Origin of the sequence: Nocardioides nanhaiensis, assembly GCF_039542785.1 — a bacterium.
GTDB lineage: Bacteria > Actinomycetota > Actinomycetes > Propionibacteriales > Nocardioidaceae > Nocardioides > Nocardioides nanhaiensis.
The window spans coordinates 506627-529652 of record NZ_BAABIM010000001.1 but is presented as its reverse complement, the minus strand read 5'-3'; the positions used below and the strand labels follow the sequence as shown (position 1 = coordinate 529652).

Genomic DNA, 23026 nt, shown 5'->3' with positions numbered 1-23026 from the left:
GCCTCCACCGTAGGCGGGTCAGGAGCGGGTCGTCGCCTCGGGAACGCCCCAGCCGCCGGCCTGCTCGCCTGCGGCACCGCCCCCGCCCTGGGGGTCGTAGTCGTTGCCGGGCAGCCAGACGGCGGCCATCGCCGCGCCCGCCAGGCAGAGCACGCCCACCACCGTGCACCCGAGCGCGAGCCCGTCGAGGAAGGCTGCGTCGACGACCGCCTCCAGGCCCGGGACCCGGCTGGCCACGACCTCCGCGAAGCCGACGGAGTCGGCGGCCTCCTCGGCGATCGCGTCGTCGACCCGCCCGCGGATCACGGACAGCAGCTGGTCGGCGTACTGCGAGGCGAACAGGGAGCCCACGACCGCGACGCCCAGCGTGCCGCCGAGCTCGCGGGTGGCGTCGTTGACCGCGGAGCCCACGCCGGCCCGGGCCGGCGGGAGCACCCGCATGATCGACTCGGTGGCCGGCGTGCTGACCAGGCCGAGCCCCACGCCGAGCAGCACCATCTGCGGGACGACCACGCTGGCGTAGTCGACGTCGGCGGTGATCTGCGAGATCCACAGGAACGCCGCCCCCAGGGCGACCAGGCCCGGCGTGACGACGAGCCGGGTACCGATCCGGGGCGCGAGCTGGCTGCCGACGACCGAGGCGACCGCGATGGACAGGGCGACGGGCAGGAACCGGACGCCGGTCTCCAGCGGCGTGTAGTCGCGCACGAACTGGAAGAACTGGGTGATCAGGAAGATGAAGCCGAACAGGGCGAAGAACGCGATGGTCACCGCGGCACAGGCTGCGCTGAACCGGCGGTCCAGGAAGAGCCGGACGTCGATCATCGGGTGGGTCACGGCGCGCTCCACGAGCACGAAGGCCAGCACCAGGCCCGCGGCGACGGCGAAGCCGAGGAGGGTCTCGAGGCTGCTCCAGCCGTGCTCGGGCGCCTCGATGATGGTGTAGGTCAGGAGGCCGAGCGCGGCGACCGAGACCACGAAGCCGATGCGGTCGATCGGCGGGACGCTGGGGTCGCGCGACTCCGGGACGAAGCGGATCGCCAGCCCCATCGTCAGCAGGCTGATCGGCACCAGCGCCCAGAACACCGAGTGCCACGAGAAGTCCTCGAGCAGCAGGCCACCGCCCACCGGACCCAGCGCGACCCCGACGCCGGTGGCCGCTCCCCACAGGCCCAGGGCCGAGGCGCGCTCACGCCGCTCGGTGAAGGTGGCCGCGATGATCGAGAGAGTCGTGGGGAAGATGACGGCGGCGCAGACCCCCATCGCGAAGCGCAGCGCGATCAGCGCGCCGCTGCTGTCGACCAGCGCCGAGGCCGCGCTGGCGAGGGCGAAGCCCGCCAGGCCGAGGATCAGGGCCGGACGTCGGCCGTACCGGTCCGAGAGGCTGCCCATGGCCAGCACGAGGGCCGCGAAGGAGAGGTTGTAGCCGTCCACGATCCACAGCAGGGACCGGGTGCCGGCGTCCAGCTCCTCGGCGAGCGTGGGCAGCGCGATGTTGACGATCGTGGTGCTCAGGTTGATCGTCAGCGTCGCCAGGCAGACGGTCAGCAGGACGAGCGGCTTGCGTGGCACAGGGACCCCCATGTGGACGATGTCAACATAGGGTGCCGGAGCAATGTTGACACCGTCAAGACCCGAGGTGGGACGGGCCAGCCCACCCGCCACGTCGCAGGGTCGACGCGGGGCCCGACCGTGCGGCCTCAGCCCTCGCGACGCACCTGGTAGGGCAGCTCGACGAGGTCGAGCACCCGCTGGGCCGGCGAGCCGAGGGGCGCCAGCAGCCGCAGCCCCTGGTCGACCTGCAGCGCGTCCACCAGCGCCTGGACGCCGGCGCTGGCCAGCAGGCTGACGGCGCTCAGGTCGACGAGCAGCGGGTGCAGGCCGCCGGCGCTCCGCTTGGCCAACCGGTGGCGCAGCAGGTCCGCACCCGAGGTGTCCACGACACCGCCCACGGCGAGCTCGCCGTCGGAGTCGTCGAGGTGCAGCGGGTCGGTGCGCGCCGCGCCACCGCTCGCCTCGCCGAGCAGCAGCTCGGCCGAGCCGTGCGGCTGGTGCCGCAGGCACACCTCGGTGCCGGCGGGCCCGTGGGCCACCTCGAGCTCGTCGCAGAAGCCGCGCACCATCGCCAGCCCCCGCCCGCGCCCGGACCCCGAGACGGGGGGACGCCAGGTGCCGCGGTCGGAGACCGACACCTCCAGCACGCCCTGGCGCAGGTGGCTGGCCCGCACCACGACGTCACCGCGGCGCTCCGGCGGCAGCCCGGCGTAGGCGTGCTCCACCACGTTGGCCACGAGCTCGCCGACGCTGTGCTGCAGGACGGTGTGGTCGATGCGGCTGATCCCGAGCGGGGCCAGCCAGGTGCCCAGGGCGTCGCGGACCACCTCCAGCGCCTCCGGCTCGGCCGGCAGGTCCAGCTCCAGCGGCACCGCCGGCGAGGTGCGCTGCACCAGCAGCACGACGACGTCGTCGGTCTGCTCGCGACCGGCGGGCCCGTCGAGCAGTCCGGTGGCCACGCGCTCGACCAGCGCCGAGGTGGGCGCACCGTCCATCGCGCGCTGCCAGGCGTCGGCGACCCGGTGGCCCAGGTCGAGCGTGCTGCCCGGGGCCGAGCGGTGCACCCGCTCCACCAGGCCGTCGGTGTAGAGCAGCAGCATCTCGCCCTCGGCGAGACGGTGGTCGGCCGCCTGGAATCGGTGCCCGACGCCGAGCGCCCCTCCGCCGGAGGGAGCCAGGAAGCGCGCACGACCATGAGCGTCGATCACGAGCGGCGGCGGGTGACCGGCGGTGACGTAGCGCACGGCGCCCTTCGCGGGCTCCACGACGGCGGCGCACACGGTGGCACCGCGGGCCGGCAGCGAGCGCTGCGCGCGTCGGCAGAGGAGCTCGAGAGCTGCGACGACGTCGCCGTCCTCGCGCACCCGCTCCTCGAACAGTGCCCGCAGCTCGCCCATCACGACGGTCGCCGCCACCCCGTGACCCACGACGTCGCCGACGCAGAGCACCACGCGGCCGTCGTCGAGCGGGATGACGTCGTACCAGTCACCACCGGCCTCGCCGGCGGGCAGCAGGCACCGCGCCGCCATCTGCAGCTGCGGCACCACCGGGAGACCAGGGGGAAGCATGGCGTCCTGCAGCGCCGCCACGAGGTCGCGCGGGCCCTGCTGAGCGGCACGCGGACGCGGCTCGGGGCTCGCCTCCACCGCGCGGGCGGCAGCCGCCTGGCTCGCCGGGGTGGCCGAGGCGTCCACGGCCAGGGCGGCGACACCGCGCACCGTGCCGTCGTCGGCGAAGTAGGGGTAGATGACCACGTCGGCGTACAGCTCCACCGCGACGCCGTCGGCTCCCGGGAGGACGAACGGCCAGGAGGAGGCCGTGAACGGCGTGCCCGAGTCGCGCACCCGCTCCATGTGCTCGACGATGCCGGAGGAGGCGACGTCGGCCAGGGCGTCGCGCAGCGGCAGGCCGGTGCGATCCCCGAACGCACCGCGCGCCAGGGCGTTGTGGGCGCTCACCACGAGGGGGTCCCCCTCGCACACGGCGACCATCATGGGGACGTGCTCGAACGCCGCCAGGACGGCATCGGCGTCGGGGGCGGCGCCGCTCATCTGCGGCCAGCCATGGGGGTGCCTCTCGTCGGCATAGGTGGGAGCGAGCGTGGTCCCGCGGGGGGTCACGCACCGTGAAAACCCGAGGACCGTCGGCGCAGGGGCGGTCGCCCAGGGTGGCTTGGCGTCGGCGGTGGTCCCGCGGAACGCCACAGCCGTCCGGCCGGGCTGCGTGAGCCCGGGTAGTGACGACCGCCGACGCGAGGCCGGTACCCGAGGAGGCGTCGGTTGACACCTCCCGTACAGTCGAGAAAGAACGTGCACGATCAAAGCCTTGCTGGAGCCCACGGCGAGGACGACTCTGCGAGTGAACGTAGGTGACGTCCTTCATGTCCGAGCCCACCCCCAGTCCCTCCTCCGCCGAGGAGACGTCTCAGCCCCGCGTCCGCGCGGGGCGCCCCGACGGCGACCGCGGAGTCACGCGCGCCGAGCGCTCGGAGCGCACCGCGGCCCTCGTGGCCCGGCTCACCGACGCGACCCCCACCGAGCGCGACCAGATCGTCGAGCAGGTCATCCTGCTCAACCGCGGTGTCGCCGAGGCGGTCGCCTCGCGCTACCAGGGTCGCGGCGTCGCCCGCGAGGACCTGGTCCAGGTGGCCTACGAGGGCCTCACCAAGGCGGTGCACCGCTTCGACCCCAGCACCGCCAACGACCTGCTCACCTTCGCGGTGCCCACCATCCGCGGCGAGCTCCTGCGCCACTTCCGCGACCACTCGTGGACCGTGCGGCCCCCGCGCCGCGTGCAGGAGCTGCAGTGGCGGGTCAACAAGAAGATCGAGGAGCTCGAGCAGAACCTCGGCCACGAGCCCTCCAACACCGAGATCAAGACCTCCATGGGCATCTCGGACGCCGACTACCAGGAGGCTGTCGAGGCCTTCGGCTGCTTCGCGCCCACCTCGCTCGAGCAGCCCGCCGCCGGCGACTCCACCACCACGCTGGGCGACTTCATCCCCGAGGACGACCACGACGCCCAGGCCAGCGAGGCCCGGGTCATGCTCTCCCCCGTCGTGCGTCGCCTCTCCGAGCGCGACCGCCGCATCCTGCAGCTGCGCTTCGTCGAGGACCTCACCCAGGCCGAGATCGGCGAGGACCTCGGCGTCACCCAGATGCAGGTCTCGCGCCTGCTGGCCCGCATCCTCGACGACATGCGCGACGAGCTCGACCCCGACGCCGAGGAGGGCCCCTCCTCCCGCAGCACGCGCTCGCGCCGCTGATCCACGTTCCCTCCCTGGCCCGAGTCGGCTAGGTTCGTGCCGCACCGGCATCGTCGGTGCGGCGCGGGTGCGCCAGGTGCGTGGGAGGTGGGACACCGAGTGAACGACGACGTCCGGCTGGCCGCCACGCTGGCGGAGTTCAGCGAGGAGATCGCCAGCAGCGACACCCCGGTGACCTTCCAGCGCGTCGTGGACCGCGCCGTGGCCATGGTCCCCGGCTGCGACCACGCGGGCCTGCACCTGCGTCGCCGTCGCGGCCGCGCCGAGTCCGTCGCCGCCTCCGACGCGGTGGCCAAGGAGGCCGACGAGCTGCAGGAGACCCTGCAGGACGGGCCCTGCCTGGACGCCGCCTTCGAGCAGCAGAACTTCGTGGTGCGCGACCTGCGCACCGACGAGCGCTGGCCCGGCTGGGCGGCGCGCGCTGCCGGCCTCGGCATCCGCTCCTCCCTCTCCATCCGGCTCAGCTCAGCCGAGGTCACCATCGGCGCCCTGAACTTCTACAGCGACACGCCGTGCGCGTTCGACGACGACGTCGACGTGGCGATGATCTTCGCCAGCCACGCCGCGGCGGCGCTCAGCAACTCCCAGCTGGTCGCAGGGCTGCGCAACGCCCTGGACTCCCGGCACACCATCGGCATCGCGCAGGGCGTGCTGGCGGTGCGCTTCGACATCACCTACGAGCGGGCCTTCCAGGTGCTGCAGCGCCACTCCAACGACCGCAACCTCAAGCTGCGCGACGTCGCCGAGCAGGTGCTGCGCGACCGGGGGCTGCCCGAGGAGGTCGTCGACGTCGGCTGAGTCCCTCCGGACTCGCGCCGGGCACCGCCCCGGCTGCTCAGCACTCCACGTCGCGCGTCGGCACGTACCCCTCGAGCAGGTAGGCCTCGATGGCGGCGTCGGCGCAGCCGTTGCCCTGGTTGTAGGCCGTGTGACCGTCGCCGTCGCGGCTCAGCAGCACCCCGGACTCCAGCTGGTCGGCCAGCGCGACCGCCCACGCGTACGGGGTCGCGGGATCGCGGGTGGTGCCGGTGACCAGGATCGGCGCGGCACCGCGCGCGCGGATCGTGGGCGGCGGCTCGCTGGCCTGCACCTGGATGCCGCGGCAGCCCACCAGGCCCCACGCGAAGATCCGGCCGAACGTCGGCGAGGCCTCCTCGAAGGCCGCGTACTGACCGGGCACCTGCTCGGGCGGGATGCTGTAGGGGTCGTCGAGGCAGTTGATGGCCAGGATCGCCTCGGCGCTGTTGTCGGCGTAGCCGCTCGGCTCGCGCGAGGCATAGGCGTCGGAGAGGAACAGCAGCATCGTGCCGTCGCCGTCCAACGCCATCTGCAGTCCCTGGGTGAGCAGCTCCCAGTAGTCGCGGTTGTAGAGCGGGGTGATGATCCCGTAGAAGGCCAGCCCCGCGCTCAGCTCCCGGCCCTCGCTGTTGGTGGGCAGCGGCTGTGCGTCGGCGTCCTCGACCACCCCCGCGATCGTGGCCAGCCCCACCTCGAGGGTGCTGCCGAGGAAGCAGTCGGGACCCTGGGTGTCGAGGCAGTCCTGCACGTAGGCCCGCAGCGCCGTCTCGAAGCCCCCGGCCTGGGCCAGGCTGAGCTCACGCGACCCCAGGGTGACGTCGACGGCGCCGTCGAGCACGAAGCGGCCGACCTGGGCGGGGAACAGCTCGGCGTAGGTGGCGCCGAGCTTGGTGCCGTAGGAGGCCCCGAAGTAGTCCAGCTCGTTCTGGCCCAACGCCGCGCGGAGCACGTCGAGGTCGCGCGCGGTCTCGACGGTGGTGACGTGACCGACGAGCTCGTCGGAGCTCTGCACGCACCCGGCGAAGAACTGCTCGTAGGAGTCGGCGTAGAAGCTGACCTCGTCCTCGGTGTCGGGATCGGGGTCCAGCGCGCGCAGGGCGTCCAGGCCCTCGTCGGGCAGGCAGTCGACCGGGTCGGAGGCGCCGGTGCCGCGGGGGTCGAAGCCCACCAGGTCGTAGCGCCCCAGCAGCGGCGCGCGGAAGGCGAGCGAGGCCTGCTCCACGTAGGTGGTGCCCGGGGCGCCCGGACCACCGGGGTTGACGGCGAGGGCGCCCAGCCGGTTCTGCGGGTCCTCGGCGGCTCGGCGGTTGAGCGCGAGCTCGAAGGTCTGCCCCTGCGGGTCGGCGTAGTCGACCGGCACCGTCAGCGTCGCGCAGTCCAGGCTGCCGCAGGGCTCCCAGGCGATCGTCTGCTCGTAGAAGGGCGCCAGCGCGGCCTGCGGCGGCTGGCGGGCGCCGTCCTCCTCGGGCAGCGGCGGTGCCGGCTCGCGGTCCTCGTCGGCGTCGGTGTCGGTCTCGCGCTCGCCCTGGGAGCCTGCGCCCCCGTCGATGAGCGCGAACACCCCCGCGCCGACGCTGCCCAGCACCAGCACGGCCACCAGCACCAGCACGATCACCCGGGTCGTGCGCGTCATCGGCTGCTCCCCTGCGGCGCCTTCAGCGCCACCATCATCGATTCCAGGGCCAGGGCCACCGGCACGTTGAACTCCAGCATCTGCTCGCGCGCCTCGAAGATCCACCCGATCCGGCGCAGGTTCAGCTCCGGGGAGGTGTGGCGCGCCAGCTCGACGACGTCACCGCGGATCTCCTCGTTGACCAGCGCGCCCGGCGCCCCGAGGTGCAGCGCCACGGCGTCGCGGTAGACCGAGGAGAGGTCCATCAGGCCGCGGTCGACGACGTCGAGCACCCGGCGCTTGGCACGGGTCTTCTGCGCCTTCTCGAGCGCCGCGAGCGCGGGCCCGTACTCGCGGGGACGGCGTCCGCGGGCCTCGACGCCGTAGGCGGAGTCGAGGTCGGTCTTCTCGCGCGCGTCGAGCTCGGCGGTGATCGCGTCGGCCTCCTCCTTGGCGGCCTCGGCGAGGTTGGTGGCCGCGCGCATGCAGGCCCCCAGGGAGGTGAGCCCGGCCGGGTAGCCGACGATCTCGCGGCGCCGGTTGCGGGTGGCCTCGTCGCGGGCCAGCGCGCGGGCCCGGCCGATGTGGCCCTGGCTGGCGCGCGCGGCGTAGGCGGCCAGCGCCTCGCCGACGCCGTCGGTGGCCACCAGGAAGGCGGCCACGGCCTCGGGCGAGGGCGTGGCCAGCACCACCTGGCGGCACCGCGAGCGGATGGTGGGCAGCACGTCCTCGACGGTGGGGGTGCACAGCATCCACACCGTGCGGGCGCCCGGCTCCTCGATGGCCTTGAGCAGCGCGTTGCACGCCTGGTCGGTGAGCCGGTCGGCGTCCTCGACCACCAGGACCTGCCAGCGGCTGCCGACCGGGCTGAGCGCGCTGCGGCGCACCAGCTCGCGCACCTCGTCGACGCCGATGGAGAGCTTCTCGGTGCGCACGAGCGTGACGTCGGCGTGGGTGCCGGCCAGCGAGGTGCGGCAGGCCAGGCAGTGCCCGCAGCCCGCCTCGGCTCCCGGATGGCCCGTCTCGCCCGCCTCGCACTGCAGGGCGGCGGCGAACGCGACGGCGGCGTTGGAGCGGCCCGAGCCCGGCGGGCCGCTGAACAGCCAGGCGTGGCTCATCCCGTGACCGGCCGCGGCGGAGCGCAGCGCGGCGACGGCGCGCTCCTGGCCCACGAGGCTGTCCCAGACGGTCACGGGGCCAGGGTAGAGGAGGGCACCGACGACGTCGGTCAGGCCTGCGGTGCGAGCAGGGGGGCCAGCCGGTCCGTGACGGCCGCGGCGATCTCGTCCACGGGCGCGCGGGCGTCGAGGACGAGGTAGCGCTCGGGGTCGGCGGCCGCCATGCGGAGGAACGCGGCGCGCACGCGCTCGTGGAACTGCGGCCCCTCGGCCTCGATCCGGTCGCGGCCCTCGAAGCGCGCCAGCCCGGCGGCCGGGTCGAGGTCCAGCACGACGGTCAGGTGGGGGCGCAGGTCCTGCGTCGCCCACCGCGCGACCCGCTCGACCTCGGCCAGGTCGGCGTCCGTGACGGCGCGTCCTGCCCCCTGGTAGGCCAGCGTGGAGTCGACGTAGCGGTCGGTCACCACCACCGCCCCGCGCGCCAGCGCCGGCTGCACCAGCGCGTGCACGTGCTCGGCCTTGTCGGCGGCGTAGATCAGCGCCTCGGTGCGGGGGCTCAGGTCGCCGGTCTCGGGGCTGAGCACGATGCGCCGCAGCTGCGCGCCGACCGGGGTGTCACCGGGCTCGAAGGTGAGCACCACCTCGCGTCCCTGGGCCTCCAGCGCCTCGCGCAGCAGCCGCGACTGGGTGGACTTGCCCGCCCCCTCCCCGCCCTCGAAGCACACGAAGACGCCGGTGGGCTGCCCGGGAGCGGGCGCGGAGGGAGGCACGGTCGGAGGCTAGCGGGTCGGGGTGTCGGCGGATGACCACGGCGAACGTGCGTGGGTGGCGCAGGTCTCCGCGACCCTCACCGTCAGGACTTCTTGGCAGCAGCCTTCTTCGTCGTCTTCTTGGCCGTCGTCTTCTTGGCCGCGGTCTTCTTGGCTGCGGTCTTCTTCGCCGCCGTCTTCTTGGCCGGCGCCTTCTTGGCCGCGCCCTTCTTGGCCGCCTTCTTGGCGGGGCCGCGCTCGCGCCGGTCGGCCAGCAGCTCGGCGGCGCGCTCGATGGTGATCGTCTCCACCGAGTCCTCCTTGCGGAGGGTGGCGTTGTACTCGCCGTCGGTGACGTACTCGCCGAAGCGACCCGACTTCACCACCACGGGCTGGCCCGAGACGGGGTCGTTGCCGAGCTCCTTGAGCGGCGGGGCCGCCGCGGCGCGCCCGCGCTGCTTGGGCTGGGCGTAGATCTTCAGCGCCTCGTCGAGGGTGATCGTGAAGAGCTGGTCCTCGGTGGTGAGCGAGCGGGAGTCGGTGCCCTTCTTCAGGTACGGGCCGTAGCGGCCGTTCTGGGCGGTGATCTCGGTGCCGTCGGGGTCCTCGGGGTCCACCCCCACCACGCGCGGCAGCGAGAGCAGCTTGACGGCGTCCTCGAGGGTCACGGTGTCGAGCGACATGGACTTGAACAGCGAGCCCGTGCGCGGCTTGGCGCTCTTGGGGGCGTCCTCCGGCAGGGCCTCGGTCACGTACGGGCCGAACCGGCCGTTCTTGGCGACGACGGCCAGCCCGGTCTCGGGGTGGGCGCCGAGCTCGATCTCCTCGCCGGCGGGGTTGGCGAACAGCTCGGTGGCCTTCTCGAGCGTCAGCTCGTCGGGCGGCAGGTCGTCGGGGACGTTGGCGCGCTTGCCGACGGGGTTGCCCTCGTCGTCGGGGCCCTCCAGGTAGGGCCCGTAGCGCCCCACGCGCAGGTTGATGCCGGAGTCGGGACCACCGACGGGGAACGTGGCCAGCTCGCGGGCGTCGATGTCGCCCAGCTCGTCGACGAGCCGCTTGAGGCCGACGACGTCGTCGGAGCCGTAGTAGAACTCGCCGAGCTCGCTGACCCGGTCCTTGCGACCGGAGGCGATCTCGTCGAGGACGTCCTCCATCTCGGCGGTGAACTCGTAGGAGACGTGCCGGGGGAAGTGCTCCTCCAGCAGCCGGATCACCGAGAACGCCAGCCAGGCGGGCACCAGCGCGGTGCCCTTCTTGTAGACGTAGCCGCGGGCCAGGATGGTGCCGATGATCGAGGCGTAGGTGGAGGGACGCCCGATCTCGCGCTCCTCCAGCTCCTTGATCAGCGTGGCCTCGGTGTACCGCGCCGGCGGCTTGGTCTCGTGGCCGTTGGCCGAGAGCGAGGCTGCCGAGACGGCGTCGCCCTGCTCCAGCGCGGGCAGCCGCGTCTCGGCGTCGTCCTTGGCACCACCGTCGTCGGTGCCCTCCACGTAGGCCTTGAGGAACCCGTGGAAGGTGATCACGCGACCTGACGCCGAGAACACGACGTCCTCGCCGGTGGAGGCGGCGCCGCCGAGGCGCACCGAGACCGACTGGCCGGTGGCGTCGCGCATCTGCGAGGCCACGGTGCGCATCCAGATCAGCTCGTAGAGGCGGAACTGGTCGCCGCGCAGACCCGTCTGCGCCGGCGTGCGGAAGCTCTCGCCGGCCGGGCGGATCGCCTCGTGCGCCTCCTGGGCGTTCTTGACCTTCGAGGCGTACACGCGGGGGCTGTCGGGCAGGTACTCGCTGCCGTACAGCTCGCGCACCTGCGAGCGCGCCGCCTCCACCGCACCCGCGGAGAGCGTGGTGGAGTCGGTGCGCATGTAGGTGATGAAGCCGTTCTCGTACAGCCGCTGCGCCACCGACATCGCCACCGACGCCGTCATGCCGAGCTTGCGGCCGGCCTCCTGCTGCAGCGTGGTGGTGCGGAAGGGCGCATAGGGCGAGCGCTTGTAGGGCTTGGACTCCACCGAGCGCACCTCGAAGGAGGTGTCGTCGAGCGCCCCGACGAGCGCCTCGGCGCGGGTGCGGTCCAGGTGCACGACGTCGGCGCCGGGCTTGAGCTGCCCGTCGGGGCCGAAGTTGGAGCCGGAGGCGACCCGCTTGGCGTCCAGCGAGTACAGCCGTGCCGGGAACATCCGCGCGTCGTGCTTGGCACCGGCGTCGAAGGTGCCCTCGAGGTCCCAGTAGGAGGCGATGCGGAACTTGATCCGCTCGCGCTCGCGGTCGACGACGAGCCGGGTCGCCACCGACTGCACGCGCCCGGCCGAGAGGCCCGACATGACCTTCTTCCACAGCACGGGGCTGACCTCGTAGCCGTAGAGGCGGTCCAGGATGCGGCGGGTCTCCTGCGCCTCCACGAGGTCCATCGCCAGCTCGCGCGGGTTGTCGGCGGCGTCGAGGATCGCCTGCTTGGTGATCTCGTGGAACACCATCCGCTTGACCGGGATGTTCTTCGGCTTCAGCTCGTCGAGCAGGTGCCAGGCGATCGCCTCGCCCTCGCGGTCCTCGTCGGTGGCGAGGAAGAGCTCGTCGGCGTCCTTGAGCAGCTGCTTGAGCTTGGAGATGTGGCTCTTCTTGTCGCGCGGCACCACGTAGTAGGGCGTGAAGTCGTGCTCGACGTCGACCGCCAGCCGCCCCCACGGCTTGTCCTTGATCTTGGCCGGGGTGTCGGCGGCGTTGTTGGGCAGGTCACGGATGTGGCCGATGGACGACTCGACCACATAGTCCTTGCCCAGGTACCCGCCGATCGTGCGGGCCTTCGCCGGGGACTCGACGATCACCAACTTGTGTGCCACAGCTGAGGAGTTCCATTCGCTACGCGTGCAGGTGCCGGGCCCCGGACGGGGCTCGGCGCCGATCACGGTAGCGCGTGGGGGCCAGCACCCCGTGCCATCGGTCCGCGCCGGAGCGGCGGGAGGCGGCACGGCCACCCGCCCACCCGTGCGCCGCGGGTGTCAGTCCAGCAGCTCGGCGAGCGTCGCCTCCTGCTGCGCGATCCGGGTGTCGTCGCCGATCGGCACCACGCTCACGAACAGGCTGAGGCTGCCGTCCTCGCGGGGCGCGACGACGACCGTCGCGTGGTCACCCTCCACGGTGATCCGGGGGTCCTGGACCCGGATCTCGGTGGTGATCCGCCAGCCCTCGGCACCTGCGAGGCTCACCGGCTCCGACGTCAGGTCGGTGCGGTCCTGGAAGCCGGAGTAGAACAGCTCCGAGCGCACCATGCACTCCACCACGGTCTCCGCGGCCTGCTGCGGGCTCTCGTACCCGATGTCGGGCAGCGAGCCGAGCGCGTAGAGGGAGAGCCAGAACTCCTCCACCTGCTGCCCGACCGCCGCGACGCCGTCGCCGAAGGTGAAGACCTCGTTGGCGGCGCTGGGCTCGTAACCCGGCGGCGTCGTGACGCGCAGGCCGCCGCCGCGCAGGGCCTGGCCGGGTCGGGTCGCGCCCGTCACGGGGGCGGCGCCCTGGCAGGCGTCGAGGATCGGCTCGGGGGCCCCGCCGCTCCCGGTGGGCTCCTCGGTGGGCTCGTCGGTCGGCTCGTCGGTCGGCTGGTCGGTGGGCTCGTCGGTGGGCTCGCTGCTCTCGCTGGTCCCGCCTCCCCCGGCCGCGGGCTCGTCGTCGCCGGTGAGCGCGCGCACGCCGAAGAAGCCCCCGACCCCGACACCGGCCACCAGCAGCACGGCCAGCAGCACGAGGGTGAGCCGGCGTCCCCTCCCGGATGCCGGCGGCTGCGACGGCGGTGGGAGCGACGGTGGGAACGACGGCGCGGACGAGGGGGCGGATGACGGCGCGGCGGCGGGCGGTCGGTTCGGCGGCGGACCGGTCGGCACGCCCGGCGGGGGTGCGGTCGGGGCGGCCGGCATCGTGCGCGAGGTCCAGGTCGCGCCGTCCCAGAATCGGAGCAGCCCGGGCTGCCCACCGGGGTCGGGGTACCAGCCGGGGCTCGCCATGGGCTCAGGGTAGGCCCCGCCGGAGCGGTCGGTGGACCGATCGGCCAGGCGGGTCTGGCCCGTGCGGGTGGGGTCGACCTGGCCCGCCCACGTGCCCCCCGCGGGCACACGGTCACACCTGCGAGGAAGCCCCTCGTGGGTCTCCCGGTCGTGCCTAGTGTCCAAGCCTCCCCCCGACCGAGCGAGGCCGCCATGACCCCCACCCCCCTGTGCGCCGTCGAGCCGACGCGCACCCGCGGGTGGCGACGCCTGGGGTTCCTGCCGGTCGTCCTGGTCCTGGCCGCGCTCGCCGCGACCGGACTGGCCGCCCCGGCCCGTGCCGCCGCCACGGTCGCGGTCACGGGCGTGGTGCGCGACGCCTCCGGAGGGGCGCTGCCCGACGTCGAGGTCTACGTGCTGGCCGGCCCGAGCGACGCCGCGACCGTCACCGACTCCCGGGGCGCCTTCTCGCTCCCGCTGCCCCCGGGCGGCTTCGAGCTGGTCCTCGAGGACCCGACCGGTGCGCACGAGAGCGACCTGCTCGAGGTCGTCGTGGGCACGAGCCCGGTCGACCTCGGCACCCTGACGCTCCGGGCGGCCGCGCTGTCCCGGGTGTCCGGCCGGGTGCTCGGAGCCACCGGCCAGCCGCTCGCCGCGGCCACCGTGAGCCTGATCCGCCTCTTCGACCACGACGGCGACGGCCACCTCGACGACCACGCGGAGCGGGCTCGCGTGGCCAGCGACGCCCAGGGCCGCTACGTGCTTCCGGGAGCCCTGCCCGGCGGCACCTACACGGTGGGGGCGAGCGCCCGTGACCACGCCTTCACGGTGCTGGGCGGCGGCAGCGACCCCGCGGCCGGCACGCGCCTGCTCCCGATCTCCGACGTCGTGGCCCCGGACCTGCGCCTGGCCTCGGCCCCGGGGAGCCCGGGTGACCCGCTGCCCCCGACCGACCCGGTGGACCCCGTGGACCCGGTCGACCCCGTCGACCCGGTCGACCCCGTGGACCCGGTCGACCCCGTCGACCCGACTGACCCGGTCGACCCGGTCGACCCCGTGGACCCGGTCGACCCGGTCGATCCCGTGGACCCGACCGACCCCGTCGACCCGACCGACCCCGTGGACCCGACCGACCCGACCGACCCGACCGACCCGACCGACCCGACGACGGAGCCCCGCGCCTCGCGCACCCTCCTCGCCCTCGCACCGCGCGTCGTCACGGCCCGCCAGCGCGCCTCGCTGGCCCTCACCGTCCGGACGACGGGCGCTCCCGCCACCGGCACCGTCGAGGTGCGCACCGGCTCGCGCCTCCTGGCCCGCGTGCAGCTGCGGACCGCCGACCGCGGTCGAGCGCGCGTCCGGCTGCCGCGGTTGCGGGTCGGCGCCCACCGGCTCGTCGTCCGCTACCTCGGTGGGGACGACGTCAGCGCCTCCCAGGCCACCACCGCGCTCCGGGTGCGTCCCGTGCGCCGCGGCCGCCGCTGAGCCACCCCGCCGCTGAACCTGAACCCACCAGCACCACTCACCGCACGACGTCCCGGAGGACCCGATGACCCACCACTCACCCCGCTCGAGGTGGACACGTGCCGCGGTGGTCTCGGCGACCGCCTCCGCCCTCCTGCTCGGAGGCGCCCCCGGCGTCTCCGCCGCCGACCCGCACCCCGCTCCCGCGCGGGGCGCGGCCGGCGCAGCCGCCGACCCGGCACCGCAGAGCATCCTGCAGCTGATCCCCCTCCAGCTGCCGCTGCTCTCGGTGCTGGGCGGCGGCCTGCCCGCCGTCGGCGACCCGCTCGCCGTCACCGCCCCCGTGTGGAACCTGCTGGGTGTGAGCAACAGCGTCGTGTGGTTGCGCGACGGCGTGCCGATCCCCGGTACGGCGGGACTGTGGAGCTACGTGCCCACCGACCTCGACGCGGGGCACCAGGTCGCAGCCCGGGTCACCGGCACCCTGCTCGGCCTGGTCCCCCTCTCCCTGGTCACCGAGGCGCTGGGCATCCCGCTGCCCGGCGGCACCGGTCCCGGTGACCCGGTGGCCGAGGCACCCGAGGCGACCTCGCCGGTCACCGTCACCGGTGTGGGCAAGGTCGGCTCGGTGCTCACCGCCGTCGCGCCCACCTGGGACCAGACGGGTGTCGCCACCACCTACCAGTGGCTGCGCAACGGCACCCCCATCCCCCAGGCGGCCGCGCCCAGCTACGTGGTGAAGGCCGCCGACGTGGGCACTGCTCTCGCCGTGCGCGCCACCGGCACCAAGGGCGATCTCACCGGCACCTCCACGAGCACCACGGTCCTCGGTCTCCTGGGCGATGTGATCAGTGCTCTCACCAAGCCCGGCATCTCCGGCACACCTGCCATCGGGCGCGTTCTCACCGCCTCCCCCGGCACCTGGTCGGGTCTCGGGATCCCGCTCTTCACCTACCAGTGGTACCGCGGCACCACCGAGATCCCCGGCGCCACCGCGTCGGGGTACCAGGTGCAGGACGCCGACGCCGGCCAGGTCCTGGCGGTCGTCGTCCGGGCCACCACCGCGGGCTTCGGCCCCGGTCTGAGCTACGCGGTCACCCGGGTCGCCAAGCGCAGCTCCACCACCCAGCTGGTGCTGAGCACCCGCAAGGCCCCGCAGGGCACCCGCGTGCCGCTGCGGATCGTGCTCAGCGGCGGGCAGCCCGCCCCGAGCGGCCTGGTGAAGGTCATGGACGGCAGCCGCGCGCTGCGCAGCTACCGCGTGCGACCCGCCGACAACGGCCAGCTGCTCGTCGAGCTGCCCAAGCTCAAGCCCGGCCCCCACCGGCTGGTCGCCACCTTCGCCGGCGACGCCGTCCGCGAGGCCTCGACCTCGGCGCCCGTCGTCCTCACGATCGTCAAGAAGAAGCGGAAGCCCCGCCGCTGAGCGGATCCGCCACCCGCAGGTAGCCCTCGGCGACCAGCTCCCGCAACCGTGGGAGCTGGTCGTCGCGGGTCTGCGCAGGGTCGAGGTCGAGCAGGTGGGCGACGGCGTCGAGGATCTGGCCGAGGGTCAGCTCGCCGTCGCAGGCACCGACGACGGCCGCCAGCACCGTGTCGGCCTGGAAGGCACGGCGCAGGCCGCGCTGCTGCCGCACCACGATCACCTCGGGGTCGGCGGCACCGACCGGGCCCGTCGCCTCCTGGACGAGCGCATCGGCCACGAGCCGGCTGCCGGGGTCGACGTCGCGCGCAGCACGCACCGAGGTGCCCCACGAGCCGATCGCGGGCGCCACCGGTTGCTCGACCTCGTAGGGCCACTCCAGCAGCTCCCGCACGGGGTCGGCGGCACCGACGCGGTGCAGGTTGATCCAGCCGAAGCCGACGGCCTCGATCCCCTGCTCGTCGAACCACGACAGCCAGGTGTCGTAACGCTGTGCGTACTCGGGCGTGCCGTGCCGTCCCTCGTCCTTGAGCCACAGCTCCACGTAGGCCGCCGGGTCCAGCACCTCGCGCTGCACGACGAGAGCATCGCACTCGGCGGCCTCGCCGCCACGGAGCCAGGCACCCAACCGCTCGTCCCACGGCCGGTCGCGCTCGATGACCCAGTTGGCCAGCACCTGGAGCCACCCGCCGTCGGCCAGGTGGCGGGCCCCGTGACGCACGACGTGCTCGACCACCTGGTCCCCGGGCAGCCCGGAGTCGCGGTACACCAGCGGCTCGCGCGTGGCCGGCGAGATGACGAACGGCGGGTTGGTGGCCACCAGGTCGAAGCGCTCCCCGCGTACCGGCTCGAAGAAGGAGCCGTCGCGCACCTCCACCACGTCGGCCATCTCGTTGAGCGCGGCGTTGAAGCGCGCCACCTGCAGCGCCCGCTGGTTGACGTCGGTCGCCACCACCCGGCGGGCGTGCTGGGCCAGGTGCAGGGCCTGGACGCCGCAGCCGGTGCCCAGGTCGAGCGCCGAGCCCACCTGCTCCCGCAGCGTCAGCTGTGCCAGCGAGGTCGAGGCCGAGCTGATGCCCAGCACGTGGTCGGCGCCGACCCGCACGGGGGCACCGTCCAGACCGGGCGTGAGGTCCGAGACGACCCACAGCTCGTCGTCGTCGGTGGCGTAGGGCCGGCAGTCCAGGCGCGCGGCCACCTCGGCCACGCTGCGGTCGAGCATCCCGGCGGTGGTCATCCGGTCCACCAGCCCCGGGAGCGCCCGCTCGGCCTCGGCCGCCGGCACGGCCACCTGCAGCAGGAAGAGCCGCACCAGCGTCTCCACCGGGCTGCCGCCACCGGTGGCCAGGCGGGCCGGCGTGGTCTCGTTGCGCAGCAGCGCCTCGTGGGCGCGCGGTCCGAGCACCTCCAGCACGCCGTCGTAGGTGAAGCCCGCCGCCAGCAGGGCGTCGCGGAGCGAGTCGGCCAGTGCAGGGGTCACGGGCAGAGGCTACGCACACGACACCGGCCCGCCGTCCGGGAGGACGACGGGCCGGTGGTGGAGAGGTGCGGCGCGCTGGATCAGGCCGAGGGCGGCGGCCCCGCCGGCGGCGGCGTGGTCGGCATCGGCTGCGTGGCCCCCGGGTCGGCCGGGTGGGTCACCGGGTCCGCGGGTGCGGCGGGCGGCGGCGAGGGCGGGGCCGGCGTGCCGGGGTCGCCGTCGCCGATCACCACCGAGCGCTGCTTGGAGATGTAGACCGCCGCGACGATCACGGCGGTGGCCGCGAGCGCGATCAGGATGCGTACGACGTCGTTCTCGCCCTCCCCGTAGGTGAGGTTGACCACCGCCGCGACGATCAGCAGCGCCACCAGGTTCATCACCTTGAGCAGCGGGTTGATGGCCGGGCCGGCGGTGTCCTTGAACGGGTCACCCACCGTGTCACCGATCACGGTGGCGTCGTGGGCGGGCGAGCCCTTGCCGCCGTGGTTGCCGTCCTCGACCAGCTTCTTGGCGTTGTCCCAGGCGCCGCCCGCGTTGGCCAGGAAGACCGCCATCAGGGTGCCGGTGGCGATCGCGCCGGCGAGGAAGCCCGCCAGGGGGCCGACACCGAGTCCGAAGCCGACGGCGATCGGCGCCAGGATGGCCAGGATGCCGGGCGTCGCCAGCTCGCGCAGCGAGTCCTTGGTGACGATGTCGACGACCTTGCCGTACTCGGGCCGACCGGTGCCCTCCATGATCCCGGGGATCTCGCGGAACTGGCGGCGCACCTCGAACACGACCGCGCCGGCGGCGCGACCGACGGCGTTGATCGCCAGGCCGGAGAACAGGAAGACCACCGCGGCACCGAGCAGGGCACCGACGAGCACCTTGGCGTCGAAGACGAAGAAGATGTCGACCGGCAGGTCGACCCCGGCATCCACGGCCGCCTCCACGGCGGTCTGGATGTAGGAGGCGAACAGCGCGCTGGCGGCGAGCACCGCGGTGGCGATCGCGATGCCCTTGGTGATGGCCTTGGTGGTGTTGCCGACGGCGTCGAGCTCGGTGAGGATCTGCGCGCCCTCGGGGCTGACGTCGCCGGACATCTCCGCGATGCCCTGGGCGTTGTCGCTGACGGGGCCGAAGGTGTCCATGGCCACGATCACGCCCACGGTGGTGAGCAAACCGGTGCCGGCCAGCGCGACGCCGAACAGGGCCAGCGTCGTGGCGCCACCGGCCAGCAGCGCCGCGCCGTAGACGGCGGCGCCGATGACGATGGCGGTGTAGACGGCCGACTCGAACCCGACCGCGAGGCCGGAGAGGATCACGGTGGCGGGACCGGTGAGCGAGGTGCGACCGACGTCCTTGACGGGCTTGAACTCCGTGCCGGTGAAGTAGCCGGTCAGCGCCAGGATGGCGGCCGCCAGCACGATGCCGATGACCACGGCGCCCGAGGCGAACAGCGCCGGGCTCAGGTCCGCGGACTGGCCGCTGGCCCCCTCGAGGTCGGCCCAGTCGCCGGGCAGGTAGATGAAGGCCAGGACGACGCTGGCCACGGCGCCCGCGGCCGCGGAGAGGTAGAACGCGCGGTTGATCGTCGTCAGGCCGCTCTCACCGGCGCGCGGCTTGGTGAGGTAGACGCCGGCGACGGCGCTCAGCGCGCCGATGGCGGGGATCAGCAGCGGGAAGACCAGGCCGGCGTCGCCGAAGGCCTGGGAGCCCAGGATCAGCGCGGCCACGATGACCACGGCGTAGGACTCGAAGAGGTCCGCGGCCATGCCGGCGCAGTCGCCCACGTTGTCGCCCACGTTGTCGGCGATCGTGGCGGCGTTGCGCGGGTCGTCCTCGGGGATGTTGTTCTCGACCTTGCCCACCAGGTCGGCCCCGACGTCGGCGGCCTTGGTGAAGATGCCGCCACCGACGCGCATGAACATCGCCAGCAGCGCGGCACCGAAGCCGAAGCCCTCGAGCACCTCGGGCGCGTTGTCCTGGAAGAAGATCACCACGAGGCTGGCGCCCAGCAGGCCCAGGCCCACGGTGAGCATGCCGACGGTGGCGCCGGTGCGGAAGCCGATGTGCATGGCCGGGTCGCGGCCCTGCTCGTTGGCCGCGGCGGCGACGCGCACGTTGGCGCGTACCGCCAGCGACATCCCGAGGTAGCCGACCGCGGCGGAGAAGCCCGCGCCGACGAGGAAGAACACCGAGCGGAAGATGCGCACCGACACCTCGTCGGCGGGCAGCAGCAGCAGCCCGAAGAATGCGATCGCCGCGAACACCGCCAGGGTGCGGAACTGCCGCTGCAGGTAGGCGTTGGCGCCCTCCTCCACCGCCTGGGCGATGTTCCTCATGTTGTCGGTGCCATCACCGGCGGCGAGCACTTCCTGGCGGAACATCAGGCCCAGGGCGAGCGCACCGAGTGCGATCAGGGCCACGACGATCACGAGGACGAGGTTGCCGCCGGAGACGTCCACGACGGCGGGATGGATCCCGGTCATGTGTTCCTCCTGCGAGACGAGGGCGAGTCGAGCCGGGGTACCGCGGGCTGATCCCGAGGGTCGGCACGTCAGGTCATGGATCGCGCCGGAGTCTACGCAGAGGTTGTGGCGCAGGTCTCACTCCGTGTGGCCAAGGTCACGTCGTGTCGCTACCCCGGCGCCGCGCGGACGCACGACGGGCCCCACGCCGTGGCGGCGCGGGGTCGGGAGGGACGGGAGCGGTGGCGGGACCGCTCAGGCGAGGGCGTCGGCCGACTCGTGGATGACGAACACCTTGGCCAGGCCGGTGATCCGGAAGATCTTGAGCAGCCGGTCCTGGTTGCAGATCAGCTGCAGGGAGCCGTCGTGGGCGCGGACCTTCTTCAGGCCGCCCACGAGCACGCCGAGCCCGGTGGAGTCCAGGAACTCCACGGCCTCCATGTCGACGACGATGTCGTAGACGCCCGCGCCGACCAGCTCGGTGATCTTGTCGCGCAGCTTGGGCGCGGTGTAGACGTCGATCTCCCCACCGACGGAGACGATCGTGCGTCCCCCGGCGTCGCGGGTCTCAAGCGTCAGGTCCACGGACTCTCCCAAGCAGGCGTGTGCGGTACCGGCTCGCAGCTCTCACAGGTGTCGCAGAGTACGGGGCCGAGGATATGTAATCACGCCTCCCGACCGCTCGCACCCGAAGGCGTCACCTGGCCACGTGCCGGACCCCCCGGGGAGACGCGCGGGATCGGCTCCTGTCGGTGCCGCTTGCGAGGATGACGTGGTGACCTCCAGCCGCTCCGCCGTCGCCGCCCCGCGCGGCCAGGCGCTGCTGGACCTGCTCACCGCCGCCCCCGGCCGGGCCGAGCGGCTGACCCACCTCGAGGAGGTGCCGGCCCGGGAGGCCCGGCACGCCGACTGGCCCGCCTGGGCGGCGCCCGAGGTCGTCGCGGCCTGGCGCGCCCGCGGTGTCGAGCGTCCGTGGAACCACCAGGTGCAGGCCGCCGAATCCGCGCACGCAGGTCAGCACGTGGTGGTGGCCACCGGCACCGCCTCCGGCAAGTCGTTGGCCTACCAGCTGCCCGCGCTCTCGGCACTGCACGCCGCCCGGGGTGCCGGGGGCCGCCGCGGCGCCGCCGTGCTCTACCTGGCCCCCACCAAGGCGCTCGCGCACGACCAGCTGGGCGCGCTGCACGAGCTCGGGCTGGGGGTGCGCGCGGCCACGCACGACGGCGACAGCAGCCGCGAGGAGCGCGAGTGGACCCGCGACCACGCCGAGTACGTGCTCACCAACCCCGACATGCTGCACCGCTCGCTGCTGCCCGGGCACCAGCGCTGGACCCACTTCTGGCGGGCGCTGCAGTACGTCGTGGTCGACGAGTGCCACTACTACCGCGGGGTCTTCGGCGCCCACGTCGGCCACGTGCTGCGCCGGCTGCGGCGGGTCTGCGCCGCGCACGGCGCCCATCCGACCTTCGTGCTCGCCTCCGCCACCGCGGCCGAGCCCGCCGCGGCCGCCTCCCGCCTGACGGGCCTGCCCGTCACCGCCGTCACCGACGACGGGTCGCCGCGCGGCCGGCTCAGCGTGGCGCTGTGGCAGCCCGGGTTCACCGGCTTCACCGGTGAGAACGGCGCCCCCACCCGTCGCGCCGCCTCCTCCGAGACCGCCGACCTGCTGGCCGACCTGGTCTCCGCACAGGTGCGCACCCTCGCCTTCGTGCGCTCGCGCCAGGGTGTCGAGCACGTGGCGCTCACCGCCGCTGAGCTGGTCGCCGAGGTCGACGACGAGCTGGCCGGTCGGGTGGCGGCCTACCGCGGGGGCTACCTCCCCGAGGAGCGGCGCGAGCTGGAGCAGCAGCTGCGGTCGGGGCAGCTGCTGGGCCTGGCGGCCACGAACGCCCTCGAGCTCGGGATCGACGTCAGCGGCCTCGACGCCGTCCTGCTGGCGGGCTTCCCCGGCACCCGGGCCGCACTGTGGCAGCAGCTCGGGCGCGCCGGGCGCGAGGCCCAGGACGCCCTCGGTGTGCTGGTGGCCCGCGACGACCCGCTGGACACCTACCTCGTGCACCACCCCGAGGCACTGTTCGGCCGGCCCGTCGAGGCGTCGGTGTTCGACCCCGGCAACCCCTACGTGCTGGGGCCGCACCTGTGCGCCGCGGCGCAGGAGGTCCCGCTGCGACCCGAGGAGCTGGCGAGCTTCGCGCCCGGCGCCCTCGAGCTGGTGCGCCAGCTGACCCAGGCGGGTCTGCTGCGACGACGCGCCGACGCGTGGTTCTGGACCGACCGGCGCGCCGCCTCCGCGCTCACCGACATCCGCGGTGGTCTCGGCGCCCCGGTCTCGCTGCTGGAGCAGGGCACCGGCCGGGTCATCGGCACCGTCGACGGCGGTCGGGTGCACTCGACCGCGCACGAGGGGGCGGTCTACACCCACCGCGGCGAGACGTGGTTGGTCGAGCAGCTCGACCTCGAGGAGCGCGTGGCCGTGCTCCGTCGCAGCCGCCTGGCCATCACCACCTCGGCCCGCGAGGTCACCGACATCACGATCGCCGGTGAGCGAGAGCACCGCTCCTGGGGACCGTGCCGACTCTCCCTGGGGGAGGTCGAGGTGAGCACCCAGGTGGTGGGCTACCTGGTGCGCCGCCAACCGGGCGGCGAGGTGGTGGGCGAGCACCCGCTCGACCTGCCGGCGCAGACCCTGCGCACCACCGCCGTCTGGTGGACGGTCCCCGACGAGGCGCTCAGCGCCGCCGGGCTGGCCACCGAGGACCTGCCCGGCGCGGCGCATGCCGCCGAGCACTGCGCCATCGGGCTGCTGCCGCTGGTGGCCACCTGCGACCGGTGGGACATCGGCGGCGTCTCCACGGCCCGCCACCCCGACACCGGGCTGCTGACGGTCTTCGTGCACGACGGCCACCCGGGCGGTGCCGGCTTCGCCGAGCGGGGATACCGCGCCGCCGAGGAGTGGTGGCGCGCCACCCGCGAGACGATCGCCTCCTGCACCTGTGCCACCGGCTGCCCCTCGTGCGTGCAGTCGCCCAAGTGCGGCAACCAGAACGAGCCGCTCGACAAGGCGGCCGCACTGCGCCTGCTCGACGTGCTGCTGGAAGACGCGCCACCCGGGCCCGGCGCGGAGTAGATTCCCCGC

General features: G+C 73.8%; 15 protein-coding genes. 5 read left to right on the top strand and 10 right to left on the bottom strand.

Annotation, left to right across the window (positions count from 1 at the left end; all coding sequences use genetic code 11):
• Window positions 1-18: 18 nt before the first annotated feature.
• Together ABD948_RS02510 and ABD948_RS02505 are read right to left on the bottom strand one after the other, a co-directional pair.
• A complete protein-coding gene (locus ABD948_RS02510) occupies window positions 19-1584 on the bottom strand; it encodes a DHA2 family efflux MFS transporter permease subunit (RefSeq protein ID WP_345262472.1) in 1566 nt (521 codons plus the stop codon).
• 116 nt (window positions 1585-1700) lie between these two features.
• Window positions 1701-3605, bottom strand: coding sequence for a SpoIIE family protein phosphatase (locus tag ABD948_RS02505; RefSeq protein ID WP_345262471.1), 1905 nt, complete (start codon window positions 3603-3605; stop codon window positions 1701-1703).
• A 329-nt stretch (window positions 3606-3934) separates the two neighbouring features.
• On the opposite strand from ABD948_RS02505, the gene ABD948_RS02500 reads away from it, so the two are divergent.
• Window positions 3935-4819, top strand: coding sequence for a sigma-70 family RNA polymerase sigma factor (locus ABD948_RS02500; protein WP_345262470.1), 885 nt, complete (start codon window positions 3935-3937; stop codon window positions 4817-4819).
• A 99-nt stretch (window positions 4820-4918) separates the two neighbouring features.
• Window positions 4919-5617 carry a GAF and ANTAR domain-containing protein gene (locus ABD948_RS02495; RefSeq protein ID WP_345262469.1) on the top strand — a complete coding sequence of 233 codons (699 nt, stop codon included), beginning with the start codon at window positions 4919-4921 and terminating at the stop codon, window positions 5615-5617.
• Between the two features lie 37 nt (window positions 5618-5654).
• On the opposite strand, the gene ABD948_RS02490 is transcribed toward ABD948_RS02495, so the two are convergent.
• The 5 genes from ABD948_RS02490 to ABD948_RS02470 form a co-directional block, all read right to left on the bottom strand.
• A complete protein-coding gene (locus ABD948_RS02490) occupies window positions 5655-7250 on the bottom strand; it encodes an alpha/beta hydrolase (protein WP_345262468.1) in 1596 nt (531 codons plus the stop codon).
• On the bottom strand, window positions 7247-8422 hold the full coding sequence (locus ABD948_RS02485; RefSeq protein ID WP_345262467.1) for a DNA polymerase III subunit delta': 1176 nt from the start codon (window positions 8420-8422) through the stop codon (window positions 7247-7249). The genes ABD948_RS02490 and ABD948_RS02485 overlap by 4 nt, the downstream gene beginning before the upstream one ends.
• A 35-nt stretch (window positions 8423-8457) precedes the next feature.
• Window positions 8458-9117, bottom strand: coding sequence for a dTMP kinase (gene tmk, locus ABD948_RS02480; RefSeq protein ID WP_345262466.1), 660 nt, complete (start codon window positions 9115-9117; stop codon window positions 8458-8460).
• An 83-nt stretch (window positions 9118-9200) separates the two neighbouring features.
• On the bottom strand, window positions 9201-11936 hold the full coding sequence (gene topA / locus ABD948_RS02475; RefSeq protein ID WP_345262465.1) for a type I DNA topoisomerase: 2736 nt from the start codon (window positions 11934-11936) through the stop codon (window positions 9201-9203).
• 159 nt (window positions 11937-12095) lie between these two features.
• Window positions 12096-13094, bottom strand: a complete 999-nt coding sequence (locus ABD948_RS02470; RefSeq protein WP_345262464.1) for a DUF2510 domain-containing protein — start codon at window positions 13092-13094, stop codon at window positions 12096-12098.
• 192 nt (window positions 13095-13286) lie between these two features.
• Here ABD948_RS02470 and ABD948_RS02465 point away from each other — a divergent pair, with 192 nt between their 5' ends.
• Window positions 13287-14558, top strand: coding sequence for a carboxypeptidase regulatory-like domain-containing protein (locus ABD948_RS02465; RefSeq protein ID WP_345262463.1), 1272 nt, complete (start codon window positions 13287-13289; stop codon window positions 14556-14558).
• A 106-nt stretch (window positions 14559-14664) separates the two neighbouring features.
• A complete protein-coding gene (locus ABD948_RS02460; protein WP_345262462.1) occupies window positions 14665-15963 on the top strand; it encodes an Ig-like domain repeat protein in 1299 nt (432 codons plus the stop codon).
• Here ABD948_RS02460 and ABD948_RS02455 read toward each other — a convergent pair.
• From ABD948_RS02455 to ABD948_RS02445, 3 genes are all read right to left on the bottom strand, one after another.
• Complete coding sequence (locus ABD948_RS02455; RefSeq protein WP_345262461.1) at window positions 15935-17440, bottom strand: DUF7059 domain-containing protein; 1506 nt, start codon at window positions 17438-17440, stop codon at window positions 15935-15937. The genes ABD948_RS02460 and ABD948_RS02455 overlap by 29 nt on opposite strands.
• 80 nt (window positions 17441-17520) lie before the next feature.
• Window positions 17521-19911: a sodium-translocating pyrophosphatase gene (locus ABD948_RS02450; protein WP_345262460.1), complete on the bottom strand. Its 2391-nt coding sequence runs from the start codon at window positions 19909-19911 to the stop codon at window positions 17521-17523.
• Window positions 19912-20145: 234 nt separating this feature from the next.
• Complete coding sequence (locus tag ABD948_RS02445; RefSeq protein WP_345262459.1) at window positions 20146-20475, bottom strand: anti-sigma factor antagonist; 330 nt, start codon at window positions 20473-20475, stop codon at window positions 20146-20148.
• Between the two features lie 190 nt (window positions 20476-20665).
• On the opposite strand from ABD948_RS02445, the gene ABD948_RS02440 reads away from it, so the two are divergent.
• Window positions 20666-23017, top strand: coding sequence for a DEAD/DEAH box helicase (locus ABD948_RS02440; RefSeq protein WP_345262458.1), 2352 nt, complete (start codon window positions 20666-20668; stop codon window positions 23015-23017).
• The last annotated feature ends 9 nt before the right edge of the window (window positions 23018-23026 follow it).